Source organism: Salinicola endophyticus, from assembly GCF_040536835.1.
Lineage (GTDB): Bacteria > Pseudomonadota > Gammaproteobacteria > Pseudomonadales > Halomonadaceae > Salinicola > Salinicola endophyticus_A.
This window is the reverse complement of record NZ_CP159578.1, coordinates 2,768,621-2,794,992: the sequence shown is the minus strand read 5'-3', so window position 1 is coordinate 2,794,992 and position 26,372 is coordinate 2,768,621. Positions and strand designations below refer to the sequence as shown.

Annotated in this window: 21 protein-coding genes; 9 read left to right on the top strand and 12 right to left on the bottom strand. The window is 66.7% G+C overall.

Translation table 11 applies throughout. From position 1 onward, the window contains the following. Window position 1: 1 nt before the first annotated feature. From ABV408_RS12525 to ABV408_RS12515, 3 genes are all read right to left on the bottom strand, one after another. The gene (locus ABV408_RS12525) at window positions 2-1,063 is read right to left on the bottom strand and encodes a TIGR01620 family protein (RefSeq protein ID WP_353979271.1); all 1,062 of its coding nucleotides are present in this window, start codon (window positions 1,061-1,063) and stop codon (window positions 2-4) included. Beyond that, window positions 1,060-2,451 carry a YcjX family protein gene (locus ABV408_RS12520; RefSeq protein ID WP_353979270.1) on the bottom strand — a complete coding sequence of 464 codons (1,392 nt, stop codon included), beginning with the start codon at window positions 2,449-2,451 and terminating at the stop codon, window positions 1,060-1,062. Before ABV408_RS12520 ends, ABV408_RS12525 begins: the two co-directional genes overlap by 4 nt. Before the next feature lie 181 nt (window positions 2,452-2,632). Further along, window positions 2,633-4,228: a solute:sodium symporter family transporter gene (locus tag ABV408_RS12515; RefSeq protein ID WP_353979269.1), complete on the bottom strand. Its 1,596-nt coding sequence runs from the start codon at window positions 4,226-4,228 to the stop codon at window positions 2,633-2,635. 632 nt (window positions 4,229-4,860) lie between these two features. Between ABV408_RS12515 and ABV408_RS12510 the strand changes: the two genes are divergently transcribed. The 6 genes from ABV408_RS12510 to ABV408_RS12485 all read left to right on the top strand — a co-directional run bounded on the left by ABV408_RS12510 (window position 4,861) and on the right by ABV408_RS12485 (window position 14,278). Continuing rightward, window positions 4,861-6,447 (top strand): glucan biosynthesis protein G, encoded by a 1,587-nt coding sequence (locus ABV408_RS12510; RefSeq protein WP_353979268.1) that lies wholly within the window; start codon window positions 4,861-4,863, stop codon window positions 6,445-6,447. Further along, window positions 6,440-8,938, top strand: a complete 2,499-nt coding sequence (gene mdoH / locus ABV408_RS12505; protein ID WP_353979267.1) for a glucans biosynthesis glucosyltransferase MdoH — start codon at window positions 6,440-6,442, stop codon at window positions 8,936-8,938. The genes ABV408_RS12510 and mdoH overlap by 8 nt, the downstream gene beginning before the upstream one ends. 161 nt (window positions 8,939-9,099) lie before the next feature. Next, window positions 9,100-9,342, top strand: a complete 243-nt coding sequence (locus tag ABV408_RS12500; RefSeq protein WP_035473219.1) for a GlsB/YeaQ/YmgE family stress response membrane protein — start codon at window positions 9,100-9,102, stop codon at window positions 9,340-9,342. A gap of 152 nt (window positions 9,343-9,494) precedes the next feature. Next, window positions 9,495-10,796, top strand: a complete 1,302-nt coding sequence (locus ABV408_RS12495) for an acyltransferase (protein ID WP_353979266.1) — start codon at window positions 9,495-9,497, stop codon at window positions 10,794-10,796. 140 nt (window positions 10,797-10,936) lie between these two features. Beyond that, complete coding sequence (locus ABV408_RS12490) at window positions 10,937-13,360, top strand: YbeU/YbeR family protein (protein WP_353979265.1); 2,424 nt, start codon at window positions 10,937-10,939, stop codon at window positions 13,358-13,360. Between the two features lie 288 nt (window positions 13,361-13,648). Continuing rightward, the gene (locus ABV408_RS12485; RefSeq protein ID WP_353979264.1) at window positions 13,649-14,278 is read left to right on the top strand and encodes an NlpC/P60 family protein; all 630 of its coding nucleotides are present in this window, start codon (window positions 13,649-13,651) and stop codon (window positions 14,276-14,278) included. 142 nt (window positions 14,279-14,420) lie between these two features. On the opposite strand, the gene ABV408_RS12480 is transcribed toward ABV408_RS12485, so the two are convergent. Continuing rightward, entirely contained in the window at window positions 14,421-14,903 is a 483-nt protein-coding gene (locus ABV408_RS12480; protein WP_353982238.1) for a peptidylprolyl isomerase, read from the bottom strand. Window positions 14,904-15,098: 195 nt separating this feature from the next. On the opposite strand from ABV408_RS12480, the gene ABV408_RS12475 reads away from it, so the two are divergent. Beyond that, window positions 15,099-15,386 (top strand): hypothetical protein, encoded by a 288-nt coding sequence (locus tag ABV408_RS12475; protein WP_353979263.1) that lies wholly within the window; start codon window positions 15,099-15,101, stop codon window positions 15,384-15,386. A 115-nt stretch (window positions 15,387-15,501) separates the two neighbouring features. On the opposite strand, the gene ABV408_RS12470 is transcribed toward ABV408_RS12475, so the two are convergent. From ABV408_RS12470 to ABV408_RS12435, 8 genes are all read right to left on the bottom strand, one after another. Continuing rightward, window positions 15,502-16,476 (bottom strand): lipid A deacylase LpxR family protein, encoded by a 975-nt coding sequence (locus ABV408_RS12470; RefSeq protein WP_353979262.1) that lies wholly within the window; start codon window positions 16,474-16,476, stop codon window positions 15,502-15,504. Between the two features lie 210 nt (window positions 16,477-16,686). Beyond that, window positions 16,687-17,154 carry a glycine zipper 2TM domain-containing protein gene (locus tag ABV408_RS12465; RefSeq protein WP_353979261.1) on the bottom strand — a complete coding sequence of 156 codons (468 nt, stop codon included), beginning with the start codon at window positions 17,152-17,154 and terminating at the stop codon, window positions 16,687-16,689. 139 nt (window positions 17,155-17,293) lie between these two features. Beyond that, complete coding sequence (locus ABV408_RS12460; protein ID WP_353979260.1) at window positions 17,294-18,481, bottom strand: cupin domain-containing protein; 1,188 nt, start codon at window positions 18,479-18,481, stop codon at window positions 17,294-17,296. Between the two features lie 29 nt (window positions 18,482-18,510). Continuing rightward, entirely contained in the window at window positions 18,511-19,884 is a 1,374-nt protein-coding gene (gene purB, locus ABV408_RS12455) for an adenylosuccinate lyase (protein ID WP_353982237.1), read from the bottom strand. 78 nt (window positions 19,885-19,962) lie between these two features. After that, on the bottom strand, window positions 19,963-20,607 hold the full coding sequence (gene hflD, locus ABV408_RS12450; protein ID WP_353979259.1) for a high frequency lysogenization protein HflD: 645 nt from the start codon (window positions 20,605-20,607) through the stop codon (window positions 19,963-19,965). Beyond that, entirely contained in the window at window positions 20,604-21,791 is a 1,188-nt protein-coding gene (gene mnmA / locus ABV408_RS12445) for a tRNA 2-thiouridine(34) synthase MnmA (RefSeq protein ID WP_405049914.1), read from the bottom strand. The genes hflD and mnmA overlap by 4 nt, the downstream gene beginning before the upstream one ends. A gap of 175 nt (window positions 21,792-21,966) precedes the next feature. Continuing rightward, window positions 21,967-22,416, bottom strand: a complete 450-nt coding sequence (locus ABV408_RS12440; RefSeq protein ID WP_353979258.1) for an NUDIX hydrolase — start codon at window positions 22,414-22,416, stop codon at window positions 21,967-21,969. Between the two features lie 117 nt (window positions 22,417-22,533). Then, a complete protein-coding gene (locus ABV408_RS12435) occupies window positions 22,534-23,124 on the bottom strand; it encodes a pseudouridine synthase (protein WP_353979257.1) in 591 nt (196 codons plus the stop codon). A gap of 443 nt (window positions 23,125-23,567) precedes the next feature. Between ABV408_RS12435 and clpS the strand changes: the two genes are divergently transcribed. Both clpS and clpA read left to right on the top strand, forming a co-directional pair. Next, window positions 23,568-23,897: an ATP-dependent Clp protease adapter ClpS gene (clpS, locus tag ABV408_RS12430; RefSeq protein WP_353979256.1), complete on the top strand. Its 330-nt coding sequence runs from the start codon at window positions 23,568-23,570 to the stop codon at window positions 23,895-23,897. A 112-nt stretch (window positions 23,898-24,009) separates the two neighbouring features. After that, window positions 24,010-26,274, top strand: a complete 2,265-nt coding sequence (clpA, locus tag ABV408_RS12425; protein WP_353979255.1) for an ATP-dependent Clp protease ATP-binding subunit ClpA — start codon at window positions 24,010-24,012, stop codon at window positions 26,272-26,274. Window positions 26,275-26,372: the final 98 nt, after the last annotated feature.

The window sequence follows — 26,372 nt, the reverse complement described above, 5'->3', positions numbered from 1 at the left end:
GTCAGCTCGGCTCGCGGCCGCTCTGGGCCGAGTCGTCCAGCCGGCGCAGCTGCTGCCACACCTCGCGGCGGAGATCGGCCAGGCGCGGGCGCTCGTCGGCGGTGAAGGCGATCGGGCGGGTGGTGGCGATGGCGCGCAGACCGAGCCTCGCGGTCAGCAGGCCGGCGCCCAGTCCCTGACCGGCGCGAGTGGAGAGCTTGGCGGCGAGGTTCATCGACAGCAGGTCCATGCCGGCATCGGTGACCATCTCACTGGCGCCGGCGAAGGCCATGTTGCGCAGTACCTCGCGGAACAGGCGCAGACGGCTGGCGTAGCCGAGCTGCAAGCCGTAGAGCGCGGCGATACGATCGAGCATGGAGATGTTGCGCCACGCCATCAGTGCCATGTCCACCAGGGTCAGCGGACTCACCGCGACCATCACCGCGGTCTCTCCCGACATTCGTGTGATCAGCCGGCGCGCCGCCTGGTCCCGCGGGCGCAGCAGGTGCCAGGCGAGCAGTTCACGGGTTTCGGCGGCGCTGTGATGCGCCTCGTGCGCGGCGATGAAGGATTGCCAGTGCGGATGCCCCTGCGCGAGCCCCATCTGGGTGCGCAGCGACTCGGCCAGCGCCAGCGGTTCGGCGTTCTCCTGGGCGCCTTCGCCGCTCGCCGGCCAGGTGTCGTCGAGGCGCTCGCGCAGGCGGGCGTGGCGGCGCAGCTTGCGTAGTCGCCACAGCTCACCCAGCAGCGCCTTGCCGCCGAGGCCGAGTGCCAGCAGCCCCAGCGCGCTCCAGGCGCCGGCCAGCCAGTCGCCGCCCAGGGTGGCCTGGTAGAGGGTCTGGCCCGCCTCCAGGGTGCCCAACCCAAGGCTGGCGGTGAACAGCACCAGCAGCCCCCAGCGACGCTTGCGCGGCGGCGCCAGGGCGGCATCCAGCGCCGGCGAGGGCATCTCCTCCTCGGGCGCCGGGGTCGAGGCCTGCTCGGGCAGGTAGGCGTGCGCGCCGCGCAGCGTCGCGGCGTCGTCGGTGCGCTCGTCGCTGGCGGCGGGCTGGTCGAAGCGGCGGCCGGGGCGTGGATCGCTCATCGCAGTTTGTCTCCCAGCAGCCAGTCGAGCGCTGCGTCCATGCGGATGTGCGGCAGCGCGCCGCCATCGGCTCGCGGCGGGCGAAAGGCGGTGAAGGTGAAGCCCTGACGCTGCCAGAAACCGGCATCGGGCGGCCGCGCGGGGACGTCGCCGGGATAGAGCAGCAGCGGGGCGTCGTCGAGGCCGTGTCCACGCAGCGCCGGCTGGCGCTGGCCGTCGCTCTCCACCTCGCGATTCTCGGTGGCGCGGATCGCTGCGAGTGAGAAAGCGCGTACCGGGACGTCGGCGTAGCGCAGATCCTTGAGCGGTTCGGCCAGCAGGGATTCGAGCAGCGCAACCAGATGAGGGTGCTGATCCGGGGTGACGTGATCGGCCTTGGTGGCGGCGATCGCCAGCCGGTCGATACGCGGCGCGAACAGCCGGTTGATCAGGCCGCGCTTGCCATAGTCGAAGCTCTGCATCAGCGTGGTCAGGGCGGCGGCGAGATCCTCGAAGCGTTCGGGGCCGGCGTTGAGCGCGCCGAGCACGTCGACCAGCACGATCTGACGATCGAAGCGGCGAAAATGCTCACGGTAGAACGGCTTGACCACGTGCTGCTGGTAGTGGCGAAAGCGCCGCGTCAGGGTCTTGTAGAGGCTCTCGGCGGGCAGCGCTTCGAGCTGGCGACGGTCCGCCTCGGCGATGCCGGGCAGCGGAAAGAACTGCAGCACCGGCGCGCCCTCGAGTTCGCCGGGAAGCAGGAAGCGCCCCGGCTGCAGATGCGAGAAGCCGGCCTCGCGGGCCTGCCGGAGAGTGTCGGCGTAAAGCCCCGCGAGCTCGGCCAGGCGGGTCTCGTCGAGCGTCTCGTCGGGGCGATGGGCGGTGACCGCGCGGCGCCACGGCTCGGCGAAGCGCTGGCGCTCGGGGCCCATGGCCGCGAGCTGGGTCTCGCTCCAGCCGAGGAAGTCGTGGCCGAGCAGCGGCAGGTCGAGCAGCCACTCGCCGGGATAGTCGATCAGATCCAGGGTCAGATTGGCGGTATCGCCCAGCAGGCCGCGGGCGCGCCGGGTCTTGAAGCGCAGCTTGAGGCGCAGCTCGCTGATTCCGCGGGTCGGCTCGGGCCAGCGCGGCGGCTCGCCGGACAGGCTGGCGAGCGCCTCGTCATAGGGGAAGCGCGGAATGCCCAGGTCGGGCTGCGACATCCGCTGGGCACCGAGCAGGCGGCCTTCGCGGGCCGGCTTGAGCAGGTCCAGCCGGGCATCGATACCGGCATGACGCAGCTGGTTGACCAGCGAGGTCAGGAACGCGGTCTTGCCGGCGCGGGAGAGCCCGGTCACCGCCAGGCGCAGCTGGCGATCGCGGCCGCGCTCGATCAGGTTGTGAATCTCTTGGGTCAGGTCTCGGGGCATCGCCTCGTTTTCCGCACGCATTCGCCGTCAGGGTAGCTGAAATGTGTGGGTAAACCGCTGTTCAGGCAAGGGTCCGACACAAAAAGGGCGCCCGGATACGTGAACGCCCCGCACTGGGCGGGGCGCTACTGGAGGGTTCCGTGTCGTCGTCGGATGCTGAATGCGGCCGACCTCGACGCACTCAGTTGGCGAAGGTGAGGTAGATCGCGAACACCAGCACCAGCAGCAGGATGCCCACCGGCACCGCGCCTTTCCACGGAGTCAGATCGACCGCCTTGACGTCCTCCTGGATCCAGGCTTCACGCCGCGGCGCAATCTTGCCGATCAGCAGCATGCCGAGGATCAGCAGCACGAACACCCCGGCGACGAAGTGGTACTGGTTGGTCAGGTCGAGGATGGCGTTGAACGGCGGCACGAAGTAGCCCAGCGCGATCAGTACGATACCGCCGATCAGGCCGAAGATGGCGGCACTTTCGGGGACGCGCTTGGTCAGCAGGCCGACGATCACCACCGCCAGGATGGGGATGAAGTAGATCGCGTTCATCGTCTGCAGATAGTCGAACAGGCTCTCCTGTCCGGCCAGCAGCGGGGCGATCGCCATCGATGCCACTGCCATGATCCAGCCGAACACCTTGCCCGACTTGACCACCTCGGCCTCGCTGGCGTCCTTGCGGAACACACCCTTGTAGAGGCCCAGGCTGAACAGCGTGGTGGTGCTGTTGAGTGCCGAGTTGAACGAGGAGAGGATGGCGCCGACCATCACCGCGGCGAAGAAGCCGGTCAGCCACGGCGGCAGCAGATGAAACACCAGATGGCCATAGGCCTGGTCCGGGGCGATACCGTCGCCGGCGTAGAGCTGGAAGGCGATGATCCCCGGCAGCACCAGATAGAGCGGGCCGAGCAGCTTGAGGAAGCCCGTCAGCAGTACCCCCTTCTGGCCTTCGGCGAGGCTGCGCGCGGCAAAGGTGCGCTGGATGATCTGCTGGTTGGTGGACCAGTAGAAGAGGTTGATCAGGAAGACGCCGGTGAACAGCGTCGGCCACGGGACCTGCTGGTCCGGCCCGCCGAGGGAGTTCAGGCGCTCCGGCTGGACTTGCTGGATCGCGTGCCAGCCGGCGGCGATGCCGTTGCCGTCACCCACCGCGTCGAGCCCCAGGTAGACGATCAGCAGACCGCCCACCAGCAGGCCGATGGCGTTGATGGTATCGGACACCGCGACCGTGCGCAGGCCGCCGAACAGCGCGTAGATCGCGCCGATCAGGCCCACCCCCCAGACCGTCAGCCACAGCAGGGTGGTGCTCGAGTCGATGCCGGTCAGCACCGGCAGATCGAGCATCCCCTGCAGGCCCACGGCACCGGAGTAGAGAATGATCGGCAGCAGGATCACCGCGTAGGCGATCAGGAAGATCACGTTACAGATCAGTTGGGTGGTCGGGCCGAAGCGCTCCAGCAGCAGCTGCGGCACGGTGGTGATGCCGCTGCGCAGGAAGCGCGGCAGGAAGAACAGCGCCAGCAGCACCAGTGCGACCACGGCGACCACTTCCCACGCCATGACGCTCAGGCCGTCGGCGAAGGCGGCGCCGTTGAGCCCCACCATCTGCTCGGTGGAGAGGTTGGTCATCAGCAGCGAACCCGCGATCAGCGGGAAGGTCAGGCTGCGTCCGGCGAGAAAGTAGCCGCGGGTGTTGCTGAGATCGTCACGGTGGGTGATGCGCCATGTGATCAAGGCGACCAGCCCCGTGAAAAAGAGAAACGAGATCAGAGTCCATGCATGCATTGGGGCAGTTCCTGGTTGAATGCATCCCGGCGGCGCCGTCTCGGGCTTGCCGCATTACGCTGCGGAGTGTCGGGTAAGTGGGCGCAAAGCGCTATTCGCCATTTGTCTGACATAGCCTGTGCAATGTCTAGGCATGAGCTGGGGCTTACCGAGATCGAAGAGCCGAATGGCGCGATCAGGGGGGAGAGCGTGCCGAGAAGGGCGGTGGCAAGCGGCTCGAGTGCCCGGCGGGATGGTCCCGGGGGTAGCTGAAAAGGGCCAGATACGCCATTATGCCCAGCCAGCGGCATCGCCGGGATGGCAGCATGGCTTCAGACGCCGGCCTCCATGTGTATCTTGTCGGGGGCTGGCAGCAGGTACTGCGCCGAGAAGCAGACGCGGCGCTCTCTATAGGTCGGCGCGGCTTGGCGGCGGCGCCTATGCTAGACTGCGGCTGTCACAGAGGCACGGATGCTTCGCTATCCCGTCGTTTTTCGTCGCAAGTTATCATCGCATTGCCCTTGCCATGGCAAGGCGAGGTGTTGTCGGCGCGCTTCGTTGCCGCCTGCCGCGGCAGGCTCGGCCCGGTGTCCGTGGTGCCACCGGATGAGCGTGTTGTTACCGGACAAGATAGTTTTGAAAGGAGTGTGAGTGTGAGTGCATCGATCCGGCAAGGTAACCTTCAACGACGCAAGGGTCTGATACCCGCGGCGGCCCTGGCTGGGCTGCTGCTCAGCGGCATCGCCCAGAACGTGCTGGCTTTCGGCTTCGACGACGTCGCCAAGCAGGCCGAGGAACTCTCCCAGCAGGGTTACAGTGAACCGGAACGCAATCTGCCCGACGAGCTGCGCAACCTGAACTTCGCCCAGTACGAGCAGATCCAGTTCAAGCGCGACCGCGATGTCTGGAGTGGGGATGGGGTGCCGTTCACCCTGAGCTTCTTCCACGAAGGCATGCATTACGACAGCGCGATCAAGCTGCACAGCGTCGACGAGCAGGGTGAGGTGCACGACTTCACCTACAAGCCCGACGACTTCAGCTATGGTGATCTGCAGCTCTCGGACAAGGTCAAGAACAGCACCGATCTGGGCATCGCCGGCTTCAAGGTGAACTACGCGCTCAACGACAACCCGCGCAAGGACGAGACCATGGTCTTCCTCGGCGCGAGCTATTTCCGCGTGGTCGGCAAGGATCAGGTCTACGGTGTCTCCGGGCGCGGCCTGGCGGTCGATACCGGTCTCTCCTCGGGTGAAGAGTTCCCGCGCTTCAAGGAGTTCTGGGTCGTCAAGCCGAGCAAGAGCAGCCAGTACCTGACCATCTTCGCGCTGCTCGACTCGGCCAGCGTCACCGGCGCCTACCGTTTCGTGCTGCGCCCCGGCGCCGACACCGTGGTCGACGTCAAGTCGCGGCTCTACCTGCGCCGTCCGATCGAGAAGCTGGGCATTGCACCGCTCACCAGCATGTATCTCTATGGCCCGGCGCAGCCGTCCTCCGAGCTCAACTATCGCCCCGCCATCCATGACTCCAATGGCCTTTTGATCAGCGACTCGCAGAACGGCTGGACCTGGCGTGCCCTGGCCAACCCGGCCAAGCTGATGATCAACGAGCAGGCGACTCCACGGCTGCGTGGCTACGGGCTGATGCAGCGCAACCACGACTTCGCCGCCTACCAGGATATCGCCAACCGCTACGATCTGCGTCCCAGCGCCTGGGTCGAGCCGCAGAACGAGTGGGGCGCGGGCAAGATCGAACTGATCCAGATTCCGAGCCCCAACGAGACCAACGACAACATCGTCTCGATGTGGCTGCCTGAGACCGCGCCCGAGCCCGGTACGCCGCTGGACTACGACTACCGTTTCACCGTGACCAAGAACGAGAGCCGCTATGCCGATCCGTCGCTGGCCTGGGTCGAGCAGACCCGCCGCTCGCGCGGTGAGGTGCTCAAGGACAATCTGGTGCGTGAAGCCGACGGCTCGCTGGCGTTCGTGATCGATTTCGACGGTGCCGCGCTCTCGGGTCTGGGTGCCGACGCCAACATCAGTGTCCAGGCCAGCGTGGGCGACAACGGTGAGCTGGTCAGCAGCCGCGCCGAGCCCAATCCGGCCACCGGCGGCTGGCGGGTGTTCGTCAAGGTCAAGCGCAGCGACAACAGCAAGCCGCTGGATATCCGCGCCTATCTCAACAAGGGTGACCAGCGCCTCTCCGAGACCTGGTACTACCGGTTGCCTGCCAATGGTTGATGCGACTCCCTCACAGCGGATCGCATCGCCCGATCAGTACCTCGAGCGCCTGGCGCTCGAGGCCCAGGACCGCGAGGCGCGGCGGCGCCTGCTGGCGAGCGATCTGGATACACACGACATGGCCGCGCTGCACGCCGCCCTGGGCGGGCACGAGCCGGACGCCGAGGATCCCGCGGCGCAGTCGGTAGGGCGGCGGCTGGCGCTGGCCTACGCCGAGCCGCCGCTGGCGCCGCCGGAGGTTCTCACCACGGATGCGGCGGGTATCACCCGTCTGCAGACCGCGCCGCCGATGCAGCGCACCCCGCTGGCGCCGGAGGCATGGTCGACCAACCCGTTCGTGCGTTTCGGACAGCGTTTCCGCAACTGGGTCGGGCGCGGTTTTCGCCGTCGCGTGCGCCCGGCCAAGCCCAAGCCGCGCTGGCAGTGGGTCGCTACCGGGCGTCGCTGGGTGCTGCTGGTGCTGATCTTCGGGCAGAGCGTGATCGCCGCCAACCAGATGCGCACGGTGCTGCCGGGGCAGGGCGCGCAGTGGCTGGAGATGGCCATTCTGGGGCTTTTCGTGCTGCTGTTCGCCTGGGTCTCGGCGGGTTTCTGGACCGCGCTGATGGGCTTCTTCCAGCTTCTGCGCGGGCGCGACCGCTACGCCATCGATTCGGACGTGGGTGACGAGCCGATCGACCCCAGCGCGCGCACCGCGCTGCTGGTGCCGATCTGCAACGAGGACGTGTCGCGGGTGTTCGCCGGGGTGCGCGCGACCCTGGAGTCGTTGCGCCAGAGCGGCAATGACCGTCACTTCGATCTGTTCATCCTGAGCGACACCTTCGACCCCGACACGGCGATCGCCGAGACCCACGCCTGGCTGGCGCTGTGCCGCGATCTCGATGCCTTCGGTCAGGTCTTCTATCGTCGGCGCCAGCGCCGGGTCAAGCGCAAGAGCGGCAACCTCGACGACTTCTGTCGGCGCTGGGGCGCGCTCTATCGCTACATGCTGGTGCTCGATGCCGACAGCGTGATGAGCGGCGCTTGCCTGACGCGTCTGGTGCAGATGATGGAGGCACACCCGGATGCCGGCATCGTGCAGACCGCGCCGCGCGCCTCGGGGCGTCTCAATCTCTATGCGCGTATGCAGCAGTTCGCGACCCGCGTCTACGGTCCGCTGTTCACCGCCGGGCTGCACTTCTGGCAGCTGGGCGAGTCGCACTACTGGGGCCACAACGCGATCATCCGCATGGCGCCGTTCATGCGCCACTGCATGCTCGCGCCGCTGCCCGGCAAGGGCTCAATGTCGGGCGAAATCCTCTCCCACGACTTCGTCGAGGCGGCGCTGATGCGGCGTGCCGGCTGGGGTGTCTGGATCGCCTATGAGCTCGAGGGCAGCTACGAGGAGATGCCGCCCAATCTGCTCGACGAGCTCAACCGCGACCGCCGCTGGTGTCACGGCAACCTGATGAACTTCCGGCTGTTCCTCTCCAAGGGGATCCACCCGGTTCATCGCGCGGTCTTCCTGACCGGCCTGATGTCCTACATCTCGGCGCCGCTGTGGTGTCTGTTCCTGGTGCTGTCGACGGCGCTGCTGGCCGTGCACACCCTGAGCACGCCGAACTACTTCCCCGAGCCGGGGATGATGTTCCCGGTCTGGCCGCAGTGGAACCCGACCCTGGCCGTGGGCCTGTTCGGCGCCACCGCGACGCTGCTGTTCCTGCCCAAGGTGCTGAGCGTGGTGCTGGTGTGGATCCAGGGCAGCCGACAGTTCGGCGGGCCGTTCAAGGTCTTCGTCAGCATGGTGCTGGAGTCGCTGTTCTCGATGGCGCTGGCGCCGGTGCGGATGCTGTTCCATACCCGCTTCGTGCTCACTTCGCTGATGGGTTGGGCGATCCAGTGGCGCTCGCCCTCGCGCGAGAACAGTGACACCACCTGGGGGGATGCGATCCGCAATCACTGGAGCCAGACCCTGATCGGCGCGGTGTGGGCGACCGGGGTCTACTTCATGGAGCCGACCTTCCTGTGGTGGCTGTCGCCGATCGTTGGCGCGATGATGCTGTCGATCCCGGTCTCGGCGCTGTCGAGTCGGGTGGGCCTGGGCAGTGCCTGCTTCCGCGCGCGGCTGTTCCGCATCCCCGAGGAGACTCATCCGCCACGCGTGCTGCGGCGAATGGTGCGTCATCTGGGGCGGATGAACGCGGCGGCGGCCACGCCGCACTTCGTGCAGGTGGTGGTCGATCCGGTCGCCAATGCGCTGGCGACGGCGCTGGGCACCTCGCGTCACGCCACCGCGGAGCCGCTGCGCCGACGCCGGGAAGCGCGCGTGGCAGCGGCGGCGACCCGCGGGCCCGCGGCGATGGGCAACCTCGAACGGCTGGCGTTTCTCGACGACCCGGTGATGATGTCGCAGCTGCACTTCCGCGTCTGGAGCGACACGCAGGCGCACCGGGAGTGGTTCGAGTCCGGCATGCCATCGCGCGAGTCGACCCGGGTGCCGGTCTTCGCCTGAGCGACGGGCGCAGGGCGAACGCCAGGATGGGCCGACGATTGTCGGCCCATTGCGTTTATGGGCGGTGGTGACCGTGAAGATTGTGCCCGGGGTGTCTATTCTTGAGGCGACGGCGGCAAGCGCCGCCTCGACACCCCTCATCGGAATCAAGGAGTGACTCTATGGGCTTTATCTTGTGGCTGATCATCGGGGGTATCGCCGGTTGGATCGCCGGTAAGGTGATGCGTGGCGGCGGCTTCGGCATCCTCGGCAATATCGGCGTGGGTATCGTCGGGGCCGTGATCGGTGGCTTCATCTTCAGTCTGCTGGGGCTCTCCTCCAACGGGCTGATAGGGTCGCTGGTGGTGGCCACGATCGGTGCCATCATCCTGCTGTGGGTGGTGGCCAAGATCAAGAAGGCTTAGATCCGGCCGGGAAGCCGGCCTGGAAGGAGAGCCGTGCCGCGGCTTTTCGGCCGGGGCTGGCGCCCCTCCCTGGGCACGCCGCATCTCTGGGCGTGCCCGACGACGCGAATCGGGTAGAATGAGGCCTTTCGACGGCCAGAGATCTGCAAGGAATGCCTGATTCAAAGACCGCCGTGTCCGGCACGCAAAGCGCCGGCCAGAAGGAGCGATTCATTGGCCTGGAATGGCTGCGCTTCTTTCTAGGCCTGTACATCGTTATCTTCCATACGCTGCACACCTACCCCTCGATCAGCAGCTGGTCGCACTATGTGACCGATATCGGTTTCTTCTCGACCAGCGCGTTCTTCGTGCTCTCGGGGTTTCTGCTGACCCACGTCTATCTCGACGATGCGCATCGCATGCGCGAGCCGGTCAAGAGCTTTCTGCTCAAGCGCTTCTCGAATCTCTATCCGATTCATATCGGCTCGCTGATCCTGGCGATGAGCGTGTCGGCGCTGGTCGGCTATCTCGCCATCGCCCCAGGTGACAGCGACATCTCGCTGCGCTTCGTGGTCTACGACGTCAACAACGACATCGGCCAGCTCGACTGGAAAAGCCTCAACCACACCATGTCGCCGCTGGAAACGGGCATCAACCTGCTGCTCAATCTGACCCTGCTGCACGCCTGGAACCCGCTCTATCTGACCTTCAATCCGCCCTCCTGGTCGATCTCGGCGCTGTTCTTCTTCTACCTGACCTTCCCGTGGCTGGCGCCGCGCCTGCGCCGGGTACTGCATCCGCGGCGCGCCATGCTGTGGGTCAATCTGATCTATCTGATTCCCCCGCTGATAGTGGTCTTCACCACCAATTACGGGGTGCCGGAGACCGGCATTCTGCACCGCAATCCGCTGATCCGGCTGCCGGAGTTCGCCGCCGGCATTCTGCTCTACACCTTCTATGCCCAGCAGCGCTCGGCGGGGCGCTCGATGTCACCGAGCCGGCAGCTGTTGGCGCTGCTCGGCGTGGCTGCCAGCATTGCGGTGGCGTTGTTCCTGCTCGGGCGCGGGCACGCCTGGTACTACCTGCTGCACGATGGACTGCTGCTGCCGGCGCAGCTGATGCTGGTCTACGTGGCCGCGCAGTGGGGTGAGCCCAGGAGCCGGCGGATCAAGCGTCTGGCCTCGCGTCTGGGCGGTGCCTCGCTGCCGATGTTCGCCCTTCACGTACCGCTTTACGCGATTTTCTCGCGGGTCGAGCGGGTGCTCTCGGGTGACCCGGGGCTGTGTCTGAGCGACTTCCGCGGCTGCCTGGCCGCGGCCGGCGAGGTGCACCTGTGGCTCTATCCGGTATTCCTGCTGCTCACGGTGCTGTTCTGTATCGTGTTCCAGGAGCAGTTCGTGGTCCGGGTTCGGCGCTGGCTGTTGCGCCATCTGCTGCACAAGACGCCGCGTACGCATGTCGACAAGATGAGCTGATTTGGCGACCCGCGTGATGCCCCGGCGACCTGGCGGTCGGCGGGGCGTTCGCTTTCCGGTATACTGTGCCGCCGCGTCCGTGGCGGTCTCCTCGATCGTCAAGCGGACGTCCTGTCTTTGGCGTTTCACGAGGTTTCTCTTTGCGCGAACTTCTCGTCCAGTGGTGGGCTCAGCAGCTGACACTCTGCGGTTGGCCCGAGGGCGCCGATCCCCGCCAGGCGCTGTCGCCGGTCCAGGCGCGTGAGCGTCTGCAGACGCTGGCGATCATGGATCGTGACGAGTTCGCCTGGCGGCTGTGGGAGAGCGCGGTCGATGGGCAGCAGCCACCGTTGTCGCGTCTGGCGGCGCTCGAACTGCTGGCGCTGGGTGGGGCGGCGGGGTGGCTCGAGAGCGAGCGCCAGGCAGCCTGGCTTGCCTGGTTGGCGGCGGAGATCATAACTGCCTACCCCTCGCTGACCCGCTGGCGCGCGGCGCTGGCGCCGTGGAGCGATCCGCTGCTCGATGCCGCCGGGCGCGCGCTGGCCAAGCGTGAACGCCAGGGCCGTGGGGTCGACTGGCAGGCGCTGGGGCGTCAGCTGGAAGGGGTGCAGGGGGCGCCCGAGCCGCTGTGGGCCGAGTCGCTGTGGGGGGCGCGCGCGACCTTCGCCCCGGTGCTGTGCTGGCCGTTCACCCCCGACCCCGACGAGCGCCTGGGATGGCAGCGTCTGCTGCGTGAAGAACTCGACGTCTCCGGGCGCGATGCGCTGCTCGCGGGTCTCGAGTGGCTGGCGCGTCAGGGCTATCGTTACGGCTGGGACATGGATGCTGCCCGGCTCGGGCGCGAGGGCCCGGAGGAAGCCGAGACCTGGCTCGCCTCGCTCGGCGAGCAGCGCGAATATGGCCAGGTGCTGGTCGCCTTCCTGGCCCGCGCGGAGCCGCTCGAGTGGGCGGCCTGGGACTGGCTGCGGCTGATCGATCAGGCTTACCTCGGCTTCGGCGCGGGCTGGCTGTCGGCGCAGGAGGCCGAGACCTTCGCTGCCCATGGACTGGATCTGCTGCAGCAGCGCTACGCCGACTGGCCCGCCATGGCTCACGCCTACCAGCGTGGTCGCAGCCTGTTCGAGGGACGTGATCTGTGCGCCGATTTCGAGGCCGATTGGGGCCGCCTGCTGGGGACGACCGGTAGCCCCTGGCAGACGCCGCTGGCACACAGCCTCGACGATGGCCGTCGCCAGCAGGCGCGGCGCGTGGTGCGTGAGCGTCACGCCTCGGCCGACGCCTGGGTGCTGGCGCTGGCGGCGGTGCGGGAGCCGGACCTGGCGACCCGCCAGCAGCTCGGCGAACCGCTGGCACCGGCACGGCGTGAGGATGCCGAACGCTATCTCAACGAGGTGTTGACGCTGCGCCGCGATGAACCGCTCGCGGCGCTGGCGCGCTACTGGATGCCGGCTCAGGCGCATCATCTCAATCAACTGGCGGCGGATGCGCGTCATCCCGGCGCGGCAGGCAGCGGGCGTGTGGCGGGCGAGCGGCGCCAGGCGCTGAAGGCGTGCGCTGACCATGCCGCGACCATCTTCATGGCCGAGAAGTACGCTTTCTATCTGCTAATGGCGGCGGACAGCGAGCGCTACGCGCTGGCCGAGCTACAGGCGCAGGCGCGCTCGCTGGCCGGCGTGCTCGGGCGTTTCTACGCCACGCCGCAGACGCTGCTCGCGGCGTGGCTGACCTGGGAGACGCTGCTCAGCCCCGAGGAAGCGCCGGAGGAGACCGGGCTGGGCGATGATATCGCCTGGCACTTGCGCGATCCGGGCTCGCGCTTTCACTGGCTGACGCCGATTTTCGATAGCCAGTGGCAGGAGCCGGGGCCGCGCCCGAGTCTCGAACAGTTCACGGCGATCTCCCTGGCCGGTCCGCTCAACGAAGCGGCGTGGCAGTGGCCGCTGCCGCTGGCGGCGGAGGATCGGCGCGCGCTGCAGGAGTGGCTTGAACACCAGTACGCACTGCAGGGGGCCGTGGGGCTCACCGAGTTTCTCGATTTCCTGCTCGAGGCGGGGGATCGTCAGGAGTATCAGATCAACTACGCCCCCTATACCCTCAATCGGCGCCGGCTGGCCGAGGAGATCGCGATTCTCGAGTCCGGCGACTGCGGCGAGGAGGAGCGAGTGCATCTGCTGCGGCTACGCCATGTGCGTGACAACGCCTGCGGCTGCAACGACGAGGACATGACCGCCTGGGATATCGCCCAACTGGTCGATCTGAGTCTCGCCGGGCGCCAGCTCGACTGGCTCGACGATGCTACGCTGACGCGCTATCTCGAGGCGGCCGGGCGTCTCGCCGAGCGCCACTACAGCAGCTGGCAGGCCTACGCTGAAGGGCTCTACAGCGGTTTTGGCTTCTTCATGGACGACACCCCGGAGCGTGACGATTTCTTGCGTCGCTTCCGCGAGGCGCTGGATGCCTGGGTCGGTGCCTCGCCGCTGCTCGCCGGCAGTTGGGCGAGTCTCGACTTCCCCGGTCGCCCGGGTCGCCATTCGACGCCGCTGCACGTCGACGTGCTGGTGGGCGGGCCGCATCGTCTGCACTGAACGCGGCGCTCGAGCCTGGCTTTCATCACGATAGGGCTCGTCAAAGCCCTATCGATGACATATCATCCGCGATGTGCTACGCCCGTCGGCCAGACGGCGCGTGGTTTTTTTGTTCCTGACTGTCGATGATTCGAGCCGAATACTGGCCGCTTTGGCGGTGACACCCCCACCGGTGTCACCACCACAGCGACTCAATTCGCCCGATGGCGCCTGCCCGGTCGTGAGACGCCCGCGGCGTGATATCGAGGCATGCCCGTGGTGGCTCACCGGTGAATGAGGTTGCGCTGAATGCTCAAACGCACGGCCCTGGGGTTGGCCATTGCCTTTGTCGTGAGTGGCTGTTCGACCCCCGCACAACAACAACAGGTTGACGCGCAGTATGCGCTTCCGGTGGCCAAGTCGCGCTTTGTCGTCGCCCAGCAGACGCCCGCGGCGTCACCACCCCGCACGCAGCAGCAGGCGCGCCAGGTGCGTGATTACCACCAGCCTTCACCCGTCTCGCCCACCATCATCCGTGAAGCGCTGCTCGACGAGCACCAGCGCTGGGTCGGCACCCCCTATGCACTCGGCGGCAATGGCCGTCACGGGATCGACTGCTCGGCGCTGATGCAGCATGTATTCACCGAGGCTTTCTCGCTCGAGCTGCCGCGCACCACCGAGGAACAGGTCCAGGAGGGCAGCCGTGTCTCGCGCAGCGATCTCAAGGCTGGCGATCTGGTCTTCTTCCGCCCGCCGGGGCCCTATAACCATGTCGGTGTCTACGTCGGCGATGGCTATTTCCTGCACGCTTCGACGTCGCAGGGGGTCAAACTGTCGCGCCTCGACAACGTCTACTGGGGGCGCTACTACTGGCAGGCGCGGCGCCCCATGGAGCGCACCCAGCTGGCGCAGCGGGTGGTCCTGGCCAGCGAGGGCTGAGGTTTATCGCATGGCACTTGCTGCGTCATGCGCGCCTTGTACGTACAGCTGACCGGTGTGATGGACGCAGACAAAAAAAGGGCAGCCGAGAGGCTGCCCTTTGTCGTTGCGCCCGCGTGGGCGGTGCGCAGCGGTGCGCGGCTCAGTGCTCGTGGCCGCCTTCACCGTGAACGTGACCGTGGGAGACTTCGTCTTCGGTCGCTTCACGCACCTCGGTGATCTCGACGTCGAAGTTGAGCTTCTCGCCGGCCAGCGGATGGTTACCGTCGACGGTGACGGTGTCGCCTTCGACCTTGGTCACGGTGACCATCAGCGGGCCTTCCTGGGTCTGGGCCTGGAACTGCATGCCCGGCTGGACTTCCTCGACGCCCTGGAAGGCGTCGCGCGGCACTTCCTGTACCAGTGCCGGCTGTACTTCGCCGTAGCCTTCGCTCGGCTCGACGGCGACCGTGAGCTTGTCACCATTGGCGCGGCCTTCGAGCTGCTTCTCGAGCCCGGGGATGATGTTGCCCGCGCCGTGAAGATAGGTCAGCGGATCACGGCCTTCCGAGCTGTCCAGGACCTCTCCCGCGTCGTTGGTCAGGGTATAGTGAAAAGCGACCACGGAGTTCTGGGCAATCTGCATCTGGGAACCTTTGCGTTTGTGCATGTCTCCAATATCGTAACGTGCCATGGCTTCCGTGTCAGGTGGTGAGCGGCTGTCATGGGCCAAAACCGTGCCTCTCGCCCGGCATTCACCGGCAGTTGCGCCGGATCGAGGCTGTGAGTACCCTGCGGAAGGCATTGATATCGTGATCTCTGGGGTGAGGAGAGGTGTTGCATGACCGTATTTATCGTATGGCTCGTCGCCTTTGCCGTGCTGCTGTTCCTGGCGCTCAAGGCGTGGGAGGGAGCGCTGGGTGGCCTGATCGAGCGCTGGCTGCCGGCGCAGCTCAGAGGGGACCCGGCGCAGGACCGCTGGATGGTGTCGGCGGCACTGGCGATCCTGGGGGCGACGTTCATCGTCAAGCCGATCTCGATGCTGCTGACGCTGATTCTGCTGGCACTGCTGGTGTGGGTCGGCAAGCGTCTGGCCTGCTGGGCGCTGCGCAAGGCCAAGCTGCACTGAGCGGGTATTCGCCGCTACCATCGGCCAGTGACGACGGGCGCTGTCGTGAGGACAGCGCCCGTCGTGTTTTGGGCCTCGCGGTATGCCGCTGGGGATAGACCGGTGAGTGCCGGGCTCAGAGCCAGGTGGATAGGGTGATCGAGCCGAACCGATCGCTGCCGTCCTGCTCGTCGAACTCCTTGGTACGCCATACCGAGCTATAGGAGAGCTGCCAGCGGTCCCAGGACAGTGCCAGGCCAAGCTGGGCATCGCCGACCCAGGGGCGGCGATCCACCGAGTGGCTATCTTCGAAGGTGTTGCCGTCGAGCAGCATGTTGTGGGCCATGAGCCGGCCCTCGAGATTGGCGAAGAGATACCAGTTGAAACCGCTGTTCTCGCGGAAATAGACCCGGCTGCCCTGTGACGGCGCCACCGCCGGCACGCCGAAGCTCTGGTCGAGTCCCTCGCCGAGGCGCAGGCCCAGACCGCTGGCAGCATAGGTGTAGAGATTGCCCACGGCGAAACCCACCGAGGGACCGAATTCGGTCTCCAGGCCGCCTAAGTGGGCGGTCTTCCACCAGGCGGTCTCATAGGCCACGTTGACGAAGGGCTCGTTGTGAAGCTGGTTGTGCCAGCCTTCGGGCTCGTCGCTGCCGATCCAGTGGTGGAAGTTCTTCTGCACCGTACGCGCTCCCGAGCCGGGGCCGACCAGGCCGGCGTCGAAGAACAGGCCGCTGCTGCGGCGCCAGCCGGGCGTGCGCGACTCGTCGAACAGCGAGAGCCCGGCATAGAGGACGCCGGCGTAGGGGCGGTCGTCCTCGATCAGGCTGCGCTGGTCGATATCCTCGGGGGTGTAGATCTGCTGGCCGAAGCGATAGGCGGCGCCATCCAGCGTAGCCCCGCTCCAGCCCGGGAGGATGTCGGCGAGCTGGCGAGTCCAGTGGCCGGCACTTGGCGCGAAGGACCAGCCGATCTCGAGGCCGTTGGTGTAGTGACCGTCGCCGCCGCTGGCGAACAGGTCGTTTTCCGATTTGAGTGTCAGCAGGCCGTCGGCACCGGCGGTACCCGACAGCAGCGCTGCGGTGGCGGCCACGCCCGCCGTGACCATCATGCGTCCCTTCATAGTCCCTGTTATTCCCTTAAGAGTCTTAACCACAGAACATACGATAGCGTATGTAAAGTAAGGGTGACAGGCGAAAATAGTATCAGGCTAACGATGATCGCCAACTGGGGCGGTAGAACGCAGAAACGGTGCCCCTGGGGGCACCGTTTCGTGGCCGCGGACCGGCGGCGACGCGGGACTGGCGTGTGCCAGCCGGCGTCAGTAGGGGGCGACGCTGACGCTGGAGCCGCTGGCGATCAGGCGCACACGCTGGCCGACCTGCCAGTTGCGATCGGCCTTCTGCACGACCACTACGTTCTGGCCGCTGTCCTGGCGGATCTCCAGCTCGTAGGCGTCGACGCGGTCGGTCGCCTGCTGGACCTTGCTGCCGGCGATGGTGCCGCCGATCGCACCCGCTGCGGTGGCCAGGGTCTTGCCGGAGCCGCCGCCCACCTGATTGCCGAGGAGGCCACCGATCACCGCGCCGCCCAGGCTGCCCAGCACGCTCTCGCCGTTGCCACCCTGGATCTGCACCGGGCGCACCGACTGAATGGTGCCGTAGCTGACCGACTGTGCGGTCTCGGCCTGATTGCCACGGTAGACGTCACCCGAGTAGGTCGAGTTGTTGGTGCAACCGGCTAGCGCCAGTACGCTCATGGCCAGCGCGGGGATAAGCAGTTTCTTCATGTTCACTCCTCCTGAACCTAGCAACAAAGCTGTGTGCCAAGAATATTAAAACAGTGTTTCCGAACTCGTCCAGCATTTCTGCCGCGGCCGGCTCGACTCAGTGTAGGCAGCCTGTGCAGAACTTGCCGCCGCTGCCCGCTCACGCCTCGTCGTCGTCCTCATCCTCGTCCCAGCACAGGCTGCCGGCGTCGAGCAGCGCGGCCAGCACGGATGCCGCTTCGGGGTGGGCAAGGCTCTCCTGGTCCAGCGGCTCGGCGTCGCACAGGCGCCGCGCCAGCGCCGGGTCGCAGTCGAGGGCGTCGCCATCGGCGAACAGCGTCGCCCGGGTCGATGTCTGTGCGCGCCAGGCGAAGCGCGAGCCGGGGCTGTGCAGCAGACGCTCGCCGGCGCGGAGCGCGGCCTGTACCTCGGCCGGATCGCTGGGGCTGTCACTGGGCACCAGTTGATCGAGATACTTGGGCTGGGTCATGGCGCGTCCAAACCATTGCGCCATTTGATCCGGCCGGTCGATGGCGGCCAGCAGCAGCGTGCGCACGCGTTCCACCGCGGCATCGTCCAGCTCGCCGGGATGCTGCGGCGGCTGCAGATCGGCATCGGTGTAGCGCTGGCTGTCGCCGAGCTGCTCGCCGATGTAGTCGGCGAAGGCGGTGACGGTCTCGTCGACCGAGGGCGCGCGGAAACCGATCGAGAAGGTCATGCAGTCATCCGAGGCACTGACCCCGTGATGGGCCACACCCGGCGGCAGGTAGAGCATGTCGCCGGGCTCCAGGACCCAATCCTGATCGGGCTGGACTTCGAAGGTGTCGAGGATGCGCAGATCGATCCCGGCGATTAGCGCTGCCTCGTCGCCGGGCTTGCCGCCCAGCTGCCAGTGGCGTCGCCCGCTGGCCTGCAGCAGGAAGACGTCGTACTGGTCGACGTGGGGGCCGACGCTGCCACCGCTAGGGGCGTAGCTGACCATGATGTCGTCGAGCCGCCACTGCGGCAGGAAGTCGAACTGGGCGAGCAGTGCGGCGACCTCGGGCACGTAGTGGTCGACCGCCTGGACCAATAGTGACCAGCCGCTCTCGGGCAGGCGCGCGAAGGTGGCGTCGTCGAACGGGCCTTGGCTCACCTGCCACGCCTTGTCCGGGCCCTGCTCCTCGACCAGGCGCGACTCGACCTCGGGTTCGCAGGCCAGGCCGGCGAGGTCGTCCGGATCCAGGGGCGAGACGAAGTCGGGCAGTGCGCCGCGGATCAGCAGCGGCGACTTCTGCCAGTGGCGGCTCAGGAACTGGGCGGGCGTCAGGCCGCCCAGCAGCGTGCGCGGGGTATTGGCGGCGGTCATGGCATCCTCCTGCGGTGGGGCGGGCGCGCTCAGGCGCCCAGCGCCTTGGCCTGGGCGGCGGCGTTGCCCGTGTAGGTGCTCGGGGTCAGCGCCTTGAGCTCGCGCTTGACCTCGTCCGGCAGCGCCAGGGTGTCGATGAAGGCGGCGAAGCCCGCCTGGTCGATACGCTTGCCGCGAGTCAGTTCCTTGAGCTTTTCGTAGGGCTTCTCGATGCCGTAGCGGCGCATCACGGTCTGGATGGGCTCGGCCAGCACTTCCCAGCTGTTTTCCAGGTCGGCGTCGATGCGTTCCGGGTTGGCTTCGAGCTTGCTGATGCCCTTGAGCGACGCCTGGTAGGCGATCAGGCCTTGTGCCAGGCCGGTGCCGAGGTTACGCAGCACGGTGGAGTCGGTCAGGTCGCGCTGCCAGCGGGAAATCGGCAGCTTCTGGGCCAGGTGCGTCAGCACGGCGTTGGCGATCCCCAGGTTACCCTCGGAGTTCTCGAAGTCGATCGGGTTGACCTTGTGCGGCATGGTCGATGAGCCGATTTCGCCGGCCACCGTGCGCTGTTTGAAGTAGCCCAGCGAGATGTAGCCCCAGACGTCGCGATCGAAGTCGATCAGGATGGTGTTGAAACGACACACCGCGTCGAACAGCTCGGCGATGTAGTCGTGGGGCTCGATCTGGGTGGTGTAGGGGTTGAAGGTCAGCCCCAGTTCGGCGACGAAGGTCTCCGCATTGGCAGCCCAGTCGATGTTGGGGTAAGTCGCCAGGTGAGCGTTGTAGTTGCCCACTGCGCCATTGATCTTGCCCAACAGCTCGACGGCTTCGATCTGCTGGAGCTGGCGACGCAGACGCGCGGCGACGTTGGCCATCTCCTTGCCCAGGGTCGTGGGGCTCGCCGTCTGGCCGTGGGTGCGCGAGAGCATCGGCTGGTCGGCATGTTGGTGGGCCAGCGCGACGATGGCTTCGGTGACCTCGTGCATCACCGGCAGCAGCACATCCTTCAGACCGCCACGCAACATCAGGGCGTGAGACAGGTTGTTGATGTCTTCGCTGGTGCAGGCGAAGTGGATGAACTCGGTGACGGCGTTGAGTTCGGCGTTGTCCTCGACCTGCTCCTTGAGGAAGTATTCCACCGCCTTGACGTCATGGTTGGTGGTGCGCTCGATCTCCTTGATGCGCTGGGCATCCTCGACGCTGAAGTTGGCGACGATGGCGTCGAGCCAGGCACTGGCGTCGGCTGACAGCGCCGGCACTTCCTTGATGCCGTCATGCGCGGCCAGGCGCTGTAGCCAGCGTACCTCGACGGTGACACGGGCGCGGATCAGGCCGAACTCGCTGAAGTGCTGGCGCAGCGCGGCGGTCTTGTCGGCGTAGCGGCCGTCGACGGGAGAGAGGGCGGTGAGGGGAGAGAGTTCGATCATCTTGGGTTCCCGAAGCGTCGCGCGAGCGATGGGCTCGCGTTGGAAAAGGCGAAAGGCGGCGTGGGCGGCCCGCGTTCAGTGGCCGTCGAGCTCGCGCAGGGCGCGCTTGAGCGCGCCGCGCTGGAAGATCAGGCTCCAGCGTCGGCCCCCCTGCTGATGCCACAGCAGGGCAAAGCGCACGCCGCCGAGCAGCGCGGTGCGGATGCGCGGGGGCATGCCCGGGCTCTGCAACAGGCTCGGCTCACCCTGCACCACGATGCGATAGCGGAAGGTCGAGAGCGTCTCCTGGTACAGCTCGCCGAGACTGGCGATCACGTTGTCGTGGGTGTTGCCGAAATGTTCGGCCTGGCCCTGGATGCGTCCCAAGCGCTCACCCAGGGTGCGCATCATGGCCGGGTTCTTGCGCAGCTTCTGCATCAAAAGCACCATCGAGAAGCCATAGCGCATCACCGCCGGGGCCGCCTGCTGGCGCGACATCACCGCCTGCAGGGTGTCGATACCCTGGCGCAGGTTGTTGTGATGGCCGCCGTAGATCGACTCGAAGGTGGGCGGGTCGGTCTCGAGGGTAGCGCGCACCAGGGTATTCCAGGCGCGTTCGTCGCAGTGGCCGGTGCGCGCGAGCTGATCGACCACCGCGGCGGCCTGAAACACCCCAGCGAGGGCCAGTGCCTGGCGACCGCTGGCGCCAAGGGGGGCAGACTGGATGGGCGTTGGGTTCATGCCGAACGCGCGCTCCCTGTGAGTGAAGTGGGCTCGACCGCGCCGGCAGCGGTGGTGGCAGTGGCGCGGATCACCGCGCCGCCGAGGCAGACGTCGTCGGCGTAGAGCACCAGCGACTGGCCCGGCGTGACCGCGCGCTGCGGGGTATCGAAGTGCACCGCCAGGCCGCCGTCCGCGAGTACCTGCACCGTGCAGGGCTCGTCCTGCTGGCGGTAGCGGGTCTTGGCGCGCAGACGTGTGGTCTGCGGCGGGGCACCGGCGATCCAGGCGGCGGGTTCGCAGTAGGCGGTGTCGCTGTAGAGCAGCGGGTGCTCGCCCTGGACCACAACCAGCACATTGCGCTCGAGATCCTTGGCGGCGACGAACCACGGATCTTCGCTGTGCGCCTTGAGCCCGCCGATGCCCAGGCCGCGACGCTGGCCCAGGGTGTAGTACATCAAGCCCATGTGCTCGCCGACCACTTCACCCTCGGGGGTCTCGATACGCCCCGGCTGGGCTGGCAGATACTGCTTGAGAAAGTCGCTGAAGCGGCGTTCGCCGATGAAGCAGATGCCGGTCGAATCCTTCTTGCGCGCGGTGGCCAGGCCGTGGCGCTCGGCCAGGGCTCGCACCTCGGACTTCTCGAGCTCCCCCACCGGGAACAGCGTCTTGGCGATCGCCGCGCCCGGCACCGCGTGCAGGAAGTAGCTCTGGTCCTTGTTGGCATCGCGCCCCTTGAGCAGCTCGGCGTGGCCGTCCGCGGTGAGGCGCCGGCGCACGTAGTGGCCGGTGGCGATCAGGTCGGCGCCGAGCATCTCGGCGTAGTCGAGGAAGACTTTGAACTTGATCTCGCGGTTGCACAGGATGTCCGGATTGGGCGTGCGCCCGGCCTGGTACTCGGCGAGGAAGTGCTCGAACACGTTGTCCCAGTACTCGGCGGCGAAGTTGGCCGTGTGCAGCTTGATGCCGAGGCTGTCGCAGACCGCCTGGGCGTCGGCGAGATCCGCCATCGCGGTGCAGTACTCGGTACCGTCGTCCTCGTCCCAGTTCTTCATGAACAGGCCCTCGACGCGGTAGCCCTGCTCGAGCAGGCGCAGCGCGGTGACCGAGGAGTCGACGCCACCGGACATGCCCACGATCACGGTGGTGGCGCCGGTCGCGGTCGGGCCCTCGGGTGTCTCGGATGGAGGTGTGGCAAGCGTCATGGCGAATCTCTGGCCGACAGGGCCCGTGGCGAGCGGGGCGCAACCCCCGGCACCGGCACGGGCCGCGGAATAAATGACCCGGGATTATAGCCGAAAGCGCGGGGCAGCATCGAGTGCGCCACGCTGTCGGCTTGCACAGCGCTCGCGCGGCCGTATCGGCGTCGGCAGCAGGGGGTCAGCGTTCGCGAATCGCATCCAGCGGAAAGCGGCGGCCCTCGCGCACGTCACGCAGGCGCTGCATCACCACCGGGCTACGCAGACGGCGGGCGCGCTCGAGGTCATCGATCTCGTCGAAGGTCAGCCAGTGGGCGCTGACGATCCCCTTGTCGAGCGGGTTGCCCAGATGCGCCAGCGGTAGCCCCAGAAAGGCGTGGCTATGGAAGGTGAGTCCATCCTGGGTGTGATGGACATAGAGGCCGAGATAGTCGGTGATCGCCACCTGCCAGGCCGCCTCCTCGCGCACTTCGCGCTCGGCGGCGGCGACCAGCCGCTCGCCGCGCTCGAGGTGGCCGGCGGGCTGATTGTAGAGGCTGAACGGGCCGCCACGATCCTCCTCGACCATCAGGTAGCGGCCGGCGCGTTCCACCACGACGGCCACGGTCACGCGTGGTGTCCAGCGATTCATGTCATCTCTCTCCCCACTCGAACTCTCCCGCGGCGCGCTCTGGCGGCCGGGCTGGCTACGATCATACCGGGTCTGGCGTCGCGGCACAGCCCGTGTGGCCCACCCCGGAGCCTGCGCTCAGCGGCGTCGGTGCCTCCGCACGCGGCCAGGGGCAGGGGCCGTCGGCAGGTTGAGCGGCTCACTGCGCCACGCCCCGGAGGCCAGATCTCCCAGCTGCCAGGGGCCGATCGCGACCCGCATCAGGCGCAGCGTCGGATGGCCGATATGCGCGGTCATGCGCCGTACCTGGCGGTTGCGCCCCTCGTGCAGCTCGATCTCCAGCCAGGTGGTGGGGATCTCGCGGCGAAAGCGCACCGGCGGATCGCGCGGCGGTGGCGGCGTTGCGGCCAGCCGGCGAACCCGTGCCGGCCGGGTCGGGCCATCCTTGAGCGTCACCCCGCGGGCGAGCGCCGCCAGGTCGGCGTCAGCCGGTGCCCCCTCGACCTGCACCCAGTAGCGTTTGGCCAGTTTGTGCCGCGGGTCGCTGATGCGGTGGATCAGGCCGCCGTCGTCGGTGAGCAGCAGCAGGCCCTCGGAGTCGTAGTCGAGGCGGCCGGCGGCATAGACACCCGGCACTGCCAGATGGTCGGCGAGGGTGGCGCGACCACGATCGTCGGTGAACTGGCAGAGCACCTGATAGGGTTTGTGCAGCAGGTAGATTCGACCCATGGCGTTCGCGTCGAGGCGGCTCCTGGCGAGTGAGTGGTTGGCATGACAAGGCACGGACGGCGAGAGACCGGGCGCGGGTGGCGGCCGTTGCGGGACTGGCGTCAGGGCCCCTGGCTAACTATTTTTTGTTCGGGCTTGCATCATGGCGATATCGGCCGCATCTTCAAGGGAACCTCGGGTCTTCAACGGTATCCAACACCTCACTGAGAGACGGCTCGATTCGCACCTGTATGATGATTCGCACTTGGGCGAGGCGGCCAAGGCACCGGCGCCCGGCGAGGCACCCCGGAGCTGCACAGAGTACCCGTGCCGGTCGCCAGACGCACCCGCCGCGATACCCGTGCGACGGTAGACGAACCCGGCCTCAGGAATTCATCCTTACTATGTTAGAGATCGTAAATAGCGTGTCGCCTGATTCCCATGAGGAGCCGGCGCGTCTCGGCATGACGCGCCCTCCCGACCCTGATCACCACGAGCAGGGAGACGTTGCCGAACAGGCGTCGGAGCCGCAGCTGGCGCCGCCGCCGATGTACAAGGTCGTACTCTACAACGACGATTACACGCCGATGGAGTTCGTCGTCGAGATACTTCAACGTTTCTTCGCCATGGACAGTGAGAAGGCGGTGCAGATCATGCTCGCCGTGCACACCCAGGGGAAGGCGACCTGCGGCATCTTCACCCGCGACGTGGCGGAGACCAAGTGCCATCTGGTCAACGAGTATGCGCGCGAGTGCGAACATCCACTCCTGTGCGATGTGGATGCCGTCGAGTAGGGGTGGTGGGGCGGTCCGCGACGCTTTGTGCGTCGGGGACTTGCGAAACCGCTGTTTGTGCCCGATTGTGAAAGTGCCGACCGACGCCCTCAGTGGCTAAAAGGGGACTGCCATGTTGAGTAAAGAACTTGAACTCACCCTGAACACGGCCTTCACCGTGGCGCGCTCCAAGCGACACGAGTTCATGACCGTGGAGCACTTGCTGCTGGCGCTTCTCGACAATGCTTCGGCAGCCGACGTGCTAAATGCCTGTGGGGCGAATCTGGAGAAGCTTCGTGCCGATCTGCAGGATTTCATCAACTCCACCACGCCGCTGATCCCCGAGGATCAGGACGATCGCGAAACCCAGCCCACCCTGGGCTTCCAGCGCGTGCTGCAACGCGCGGTATTCCACGTCCAGTCCTCCGGCAAGAGCGAAGTCACCGGCGCCAACGTGCTGGTCGCGATCTTCTCCGAGCAGGAGAGTCAGGCGGTCTATTTCCTCAAGCAGCAGAGCGTGGCCCGCGTCGACGCGGTCAACTACATCGCTCACGGCATCTCCAAGGTGGCGGGCCACGGCCAGTCGCAGCAGCCTTCTCAGGAGTCCGAAGAGGGTGAGGAGGCCGCTACCGAGAATGGCCAGCACCCGCTCACCAGCTACGCCACCAACCTCAACGAGCAGGCCCGTCTGGGCAAGATCGACCCGCTGATCGGGCGCGATCACGAGCTCGAGCGGGTGGTGCAGATCCTGGCGCGCCGGCGCAAGAACAACCCGCTGCTGGTGGGCGAGGCAGGCGTCGGCAAGACCGCCATCGCCGAAGGCCTGGCCAAGCGTATCGTCGAGGAAGATGTCCCCGATGTGATCGCCGATGCGGTGGTCTACTCCCTCGATATGGGAGCGCTACTGGCGGGCACCAAATATCGCGGTGACTTCGAGAAGCGCCTCAAGGGGCTGCTGGCGGAGCTGCGCAAGCAGGAGAACTCGATCCTGTTCATCGACGAGATCCACACCGTGATCGGTGCCGGTGCCGCCTCGGGTGGGGTCATGGACGCCTCGAACCTGCTCAAGCCGCTGCTCTCCTCGGGTGAGCTGCGCTGCATCGGTTCGACCACCTTCCAGGAGTTCCGCGGTATCTTCGAGAAGGATCGCGCCCTGGCTCGCCGCTTCCAGAAGGTCGACGTGCCCGAGCCCTCGGTGGATGACACCATTCGCATCCTCAAGGGCCTGCGCGGGCGCTTCGAGGAGCACCACCAGCTCAAGTACACCGATGGTGCGCTGGAGAGCGCGGCGCGGCTGGCGGATCGCTACATCAACGACCGTCACCTGCCTGACAAGGCGATCGACGTCATCGACGAAGCCGGTGCGCATCAGCGGCTGCTGCCGCCCGAGGCGCGGGTCTCGACCATCGATGTCGATCAGGTCGAGGCGGTGGTGGCGTCGATCGCGCGGATTCCGCCCAAGAGCGTCTCCAGCTCCGATCGCAAGCTGCTCTCCAATCTGGAGCGCGATCTCAAGATGCTGGTGTTCGGTCAGGACGAGGCGATCACCAGTCTGTCGGCGGCGATCAAGCTCTCGCGGGCCGGGCTCAAGTCGCCCGACAAGCCGGTCGGCAGCTTCCTGTTCGCAGGGCCCACCGGGGTCGGCAAGACCGAGGTGGCACGTCAGCTTTCCCATCTCATGGGGATCGAGCTGGTCCGCTTCGACATGTCCGAATACATGGAGCGCCACACCGTGTCGCGCCTGATCGGGGCGCCTCCCGGGTATGTCGGCTACGACCAGGGTGGGCTGCTGACCGAGGCGATCAACAAGCAGCCGCATTGCGTGCTGCTGCTCGATGAGATCGAGAAGGCGCACCCGGAGGTCTTCAATCTGCTGCTGCAGGTGATGGATCATGGCCGTCTGACCGACAACAACGGCCGCGAGGCGGATTTCCGTCACGTGATCATCATCATGACCTCGAACGCCGGTGCCGAGCAGATCTCGCGTCGCTCGATCGGGTTCCAGACCCAGGATCACTCGACCGACGGCATGGAGGTGATTCGCCGGACCTTCTCGCCGGAGTTCCGCAACCGCCTCGACGGGATCATCCAGTTCCATGGCCTCGAACCGTCGATCGTGCGCAACGTGGTCGACAAGTTCCTGGTCGAGCTGCAGGCCCAGCTCGACGAGAAGCGGGTCCAGCTGGATGTCGACGAGGATGCCCGCCGCTGGCTGGCCGAGAAGGGCTACGATCCGGAGATGGGCGCGCGACCGATGGCCCGCGTGATCCAGGAAAAGCTCAAGAAGCCGCTGGCCGAGATGATCCTGTTCGGCGATCTGGCCGAGAACGGCGGCGTCGTCCACGTCACCGTGGAGAACGACGAGCTGCAGCTGGAGACCGAGGCCGAAGTGGCCTGACCGGTCGACGGTCCCAACGACAACGCCTCGCCATGGCAACATGGCGAGGCGTTTTCGATTCTGGGTGCTGGCGGCGGCTAACGCCCGTGACAACGGTG

Excerpts from the sequence above, each read along its gene's own strand:
- ABV408_RS12440 (WP_353979258.1), bottom strand. The coding sequence starts at position 22,416 with ATGAATCGCTGGACACCACGCGTGACCGTGGCCGTCGTGGTGGAACGC.
- ABV408_RS12475 (WP_353979263.1), top strand. The coding sequence starts at position 15,099 with ATGACCGTATTTATCGTATGGCTCGTCGCCTTTGCCGTGCTGCTGTTC.
- ABV408_RS12495 (WP_353979266.1), top strand. The coding sequence starts at position 9,495 with ATGCCTGATTCAAAGACCGCCGTGTCCGGCACGCAAAGCGCCGGCCAG.
- ABV408_RS12515 (WP_353979269.1), bottom strand. The coding sequence starts at position 4,228 with ATGCATGCATGGACTCTGATCTCGTTTCTCTTTTTCACGGGGCTGGTC.
- ABV408_RS12435 (WP_353979257.1), bottom strand. The coding sequence starts at position 23,124 with ATGGGTCGAATCTACCTGCTGCACAAACCCTATCAGGTGCTCTGCCAG.
- ABV408_RS12480 (WP_353982238.1), bottom strand. The coding sequence starts at position 14,903 with ATGCAGATTGCCCAGAACTCCGTGGTCGCTTTTCACTATACCCTGACC.
- hflD (WP_353979259.1), bottom strand. The coding sequence starts at position 20,607 with ATGAACCCAACGCCCATCCAGTCTGCCCCCCTTGGCGCCAGCGGTCGC.
- ABV408_RS12465 (WP_353979261.1), bottom strand. The coding sequence starts at position 17,154 with ATGAAGAAACTGCTTATCCCCGCGCTGGCCATGAGCGTACTGGCGCTA.
- ABV408_RS12500 (WP_035473219.1), top strand. The coding sequence starts at position 9,100 with ATGGGCTTTATCTTGTGGCTGATCATCGGGGGTATCGCCGGTTGGATC.
- clpS (WP_353979256.1), top strand. The coding sequence starts at position 23,568 with ATGACGCGCCCTCCCGACCCTGATCACCACGAGCAGGGAGACGTTGCC.
- ABV408_RS12460 (WP_353979260.1), bottom strand. The coding sequence starts at position 18,481 with ATGACCGCCGCCAATACCCCGCGCACGCTGCTGGGCGGCCTGACGCCC.
- mdoH (WP_353979267.1), top strand. The coding sequence starts at position 6,440 with ATGGTTGATGCGACTCCCTCACAGCGGATCGCATCGCCCGATCAGTAC.
- ABV408_RS12470 (WP_353979262.1), bottom strand. The coding sequence starts at position 16,476 with ATGATGGTCACGGCGGGCGTGGCCGCCACCGCAGCGCTGCTGTCGGGT.
- clpA (WP_353979255.1), top strand. The coding sequence starts at position 24,010 with ATGTTGAGTAAAGAACTTGAACTCACCCTGAACACGGCCTTCACCGTG.
- ABV408_RS12520 (WP_353979270.1), bottom strand. The coding sequence starts at position 2,451 with ATGCCCCGAGACCTGACCCAAGAGATTCACAACCTGATCGAGCGCGGC.
- ABV408_RS12525 (WP_353979271.1), bottom strand. The coding sequence starts at position 1,063 with ATGAGCGATCCACGCCCCGGCCGCCGCTTCGACCAGCCCGCCGCCAGC.
- ABV408_RS12485 (WP_353979264.1), top strand. The coding sequence starts at position 13,649 with ATGCTCAAACGCACGGCCCTGGGGTTGGCCATTGCCTTTGTCGTGAGT.
- mnmA (WP_405049914.1), bottom strand. The coding sequence starts at position 21,791 with ATGACGCTTGCCACACCTCCATCCGAGACACCCGAGGGCCCGACCGCG.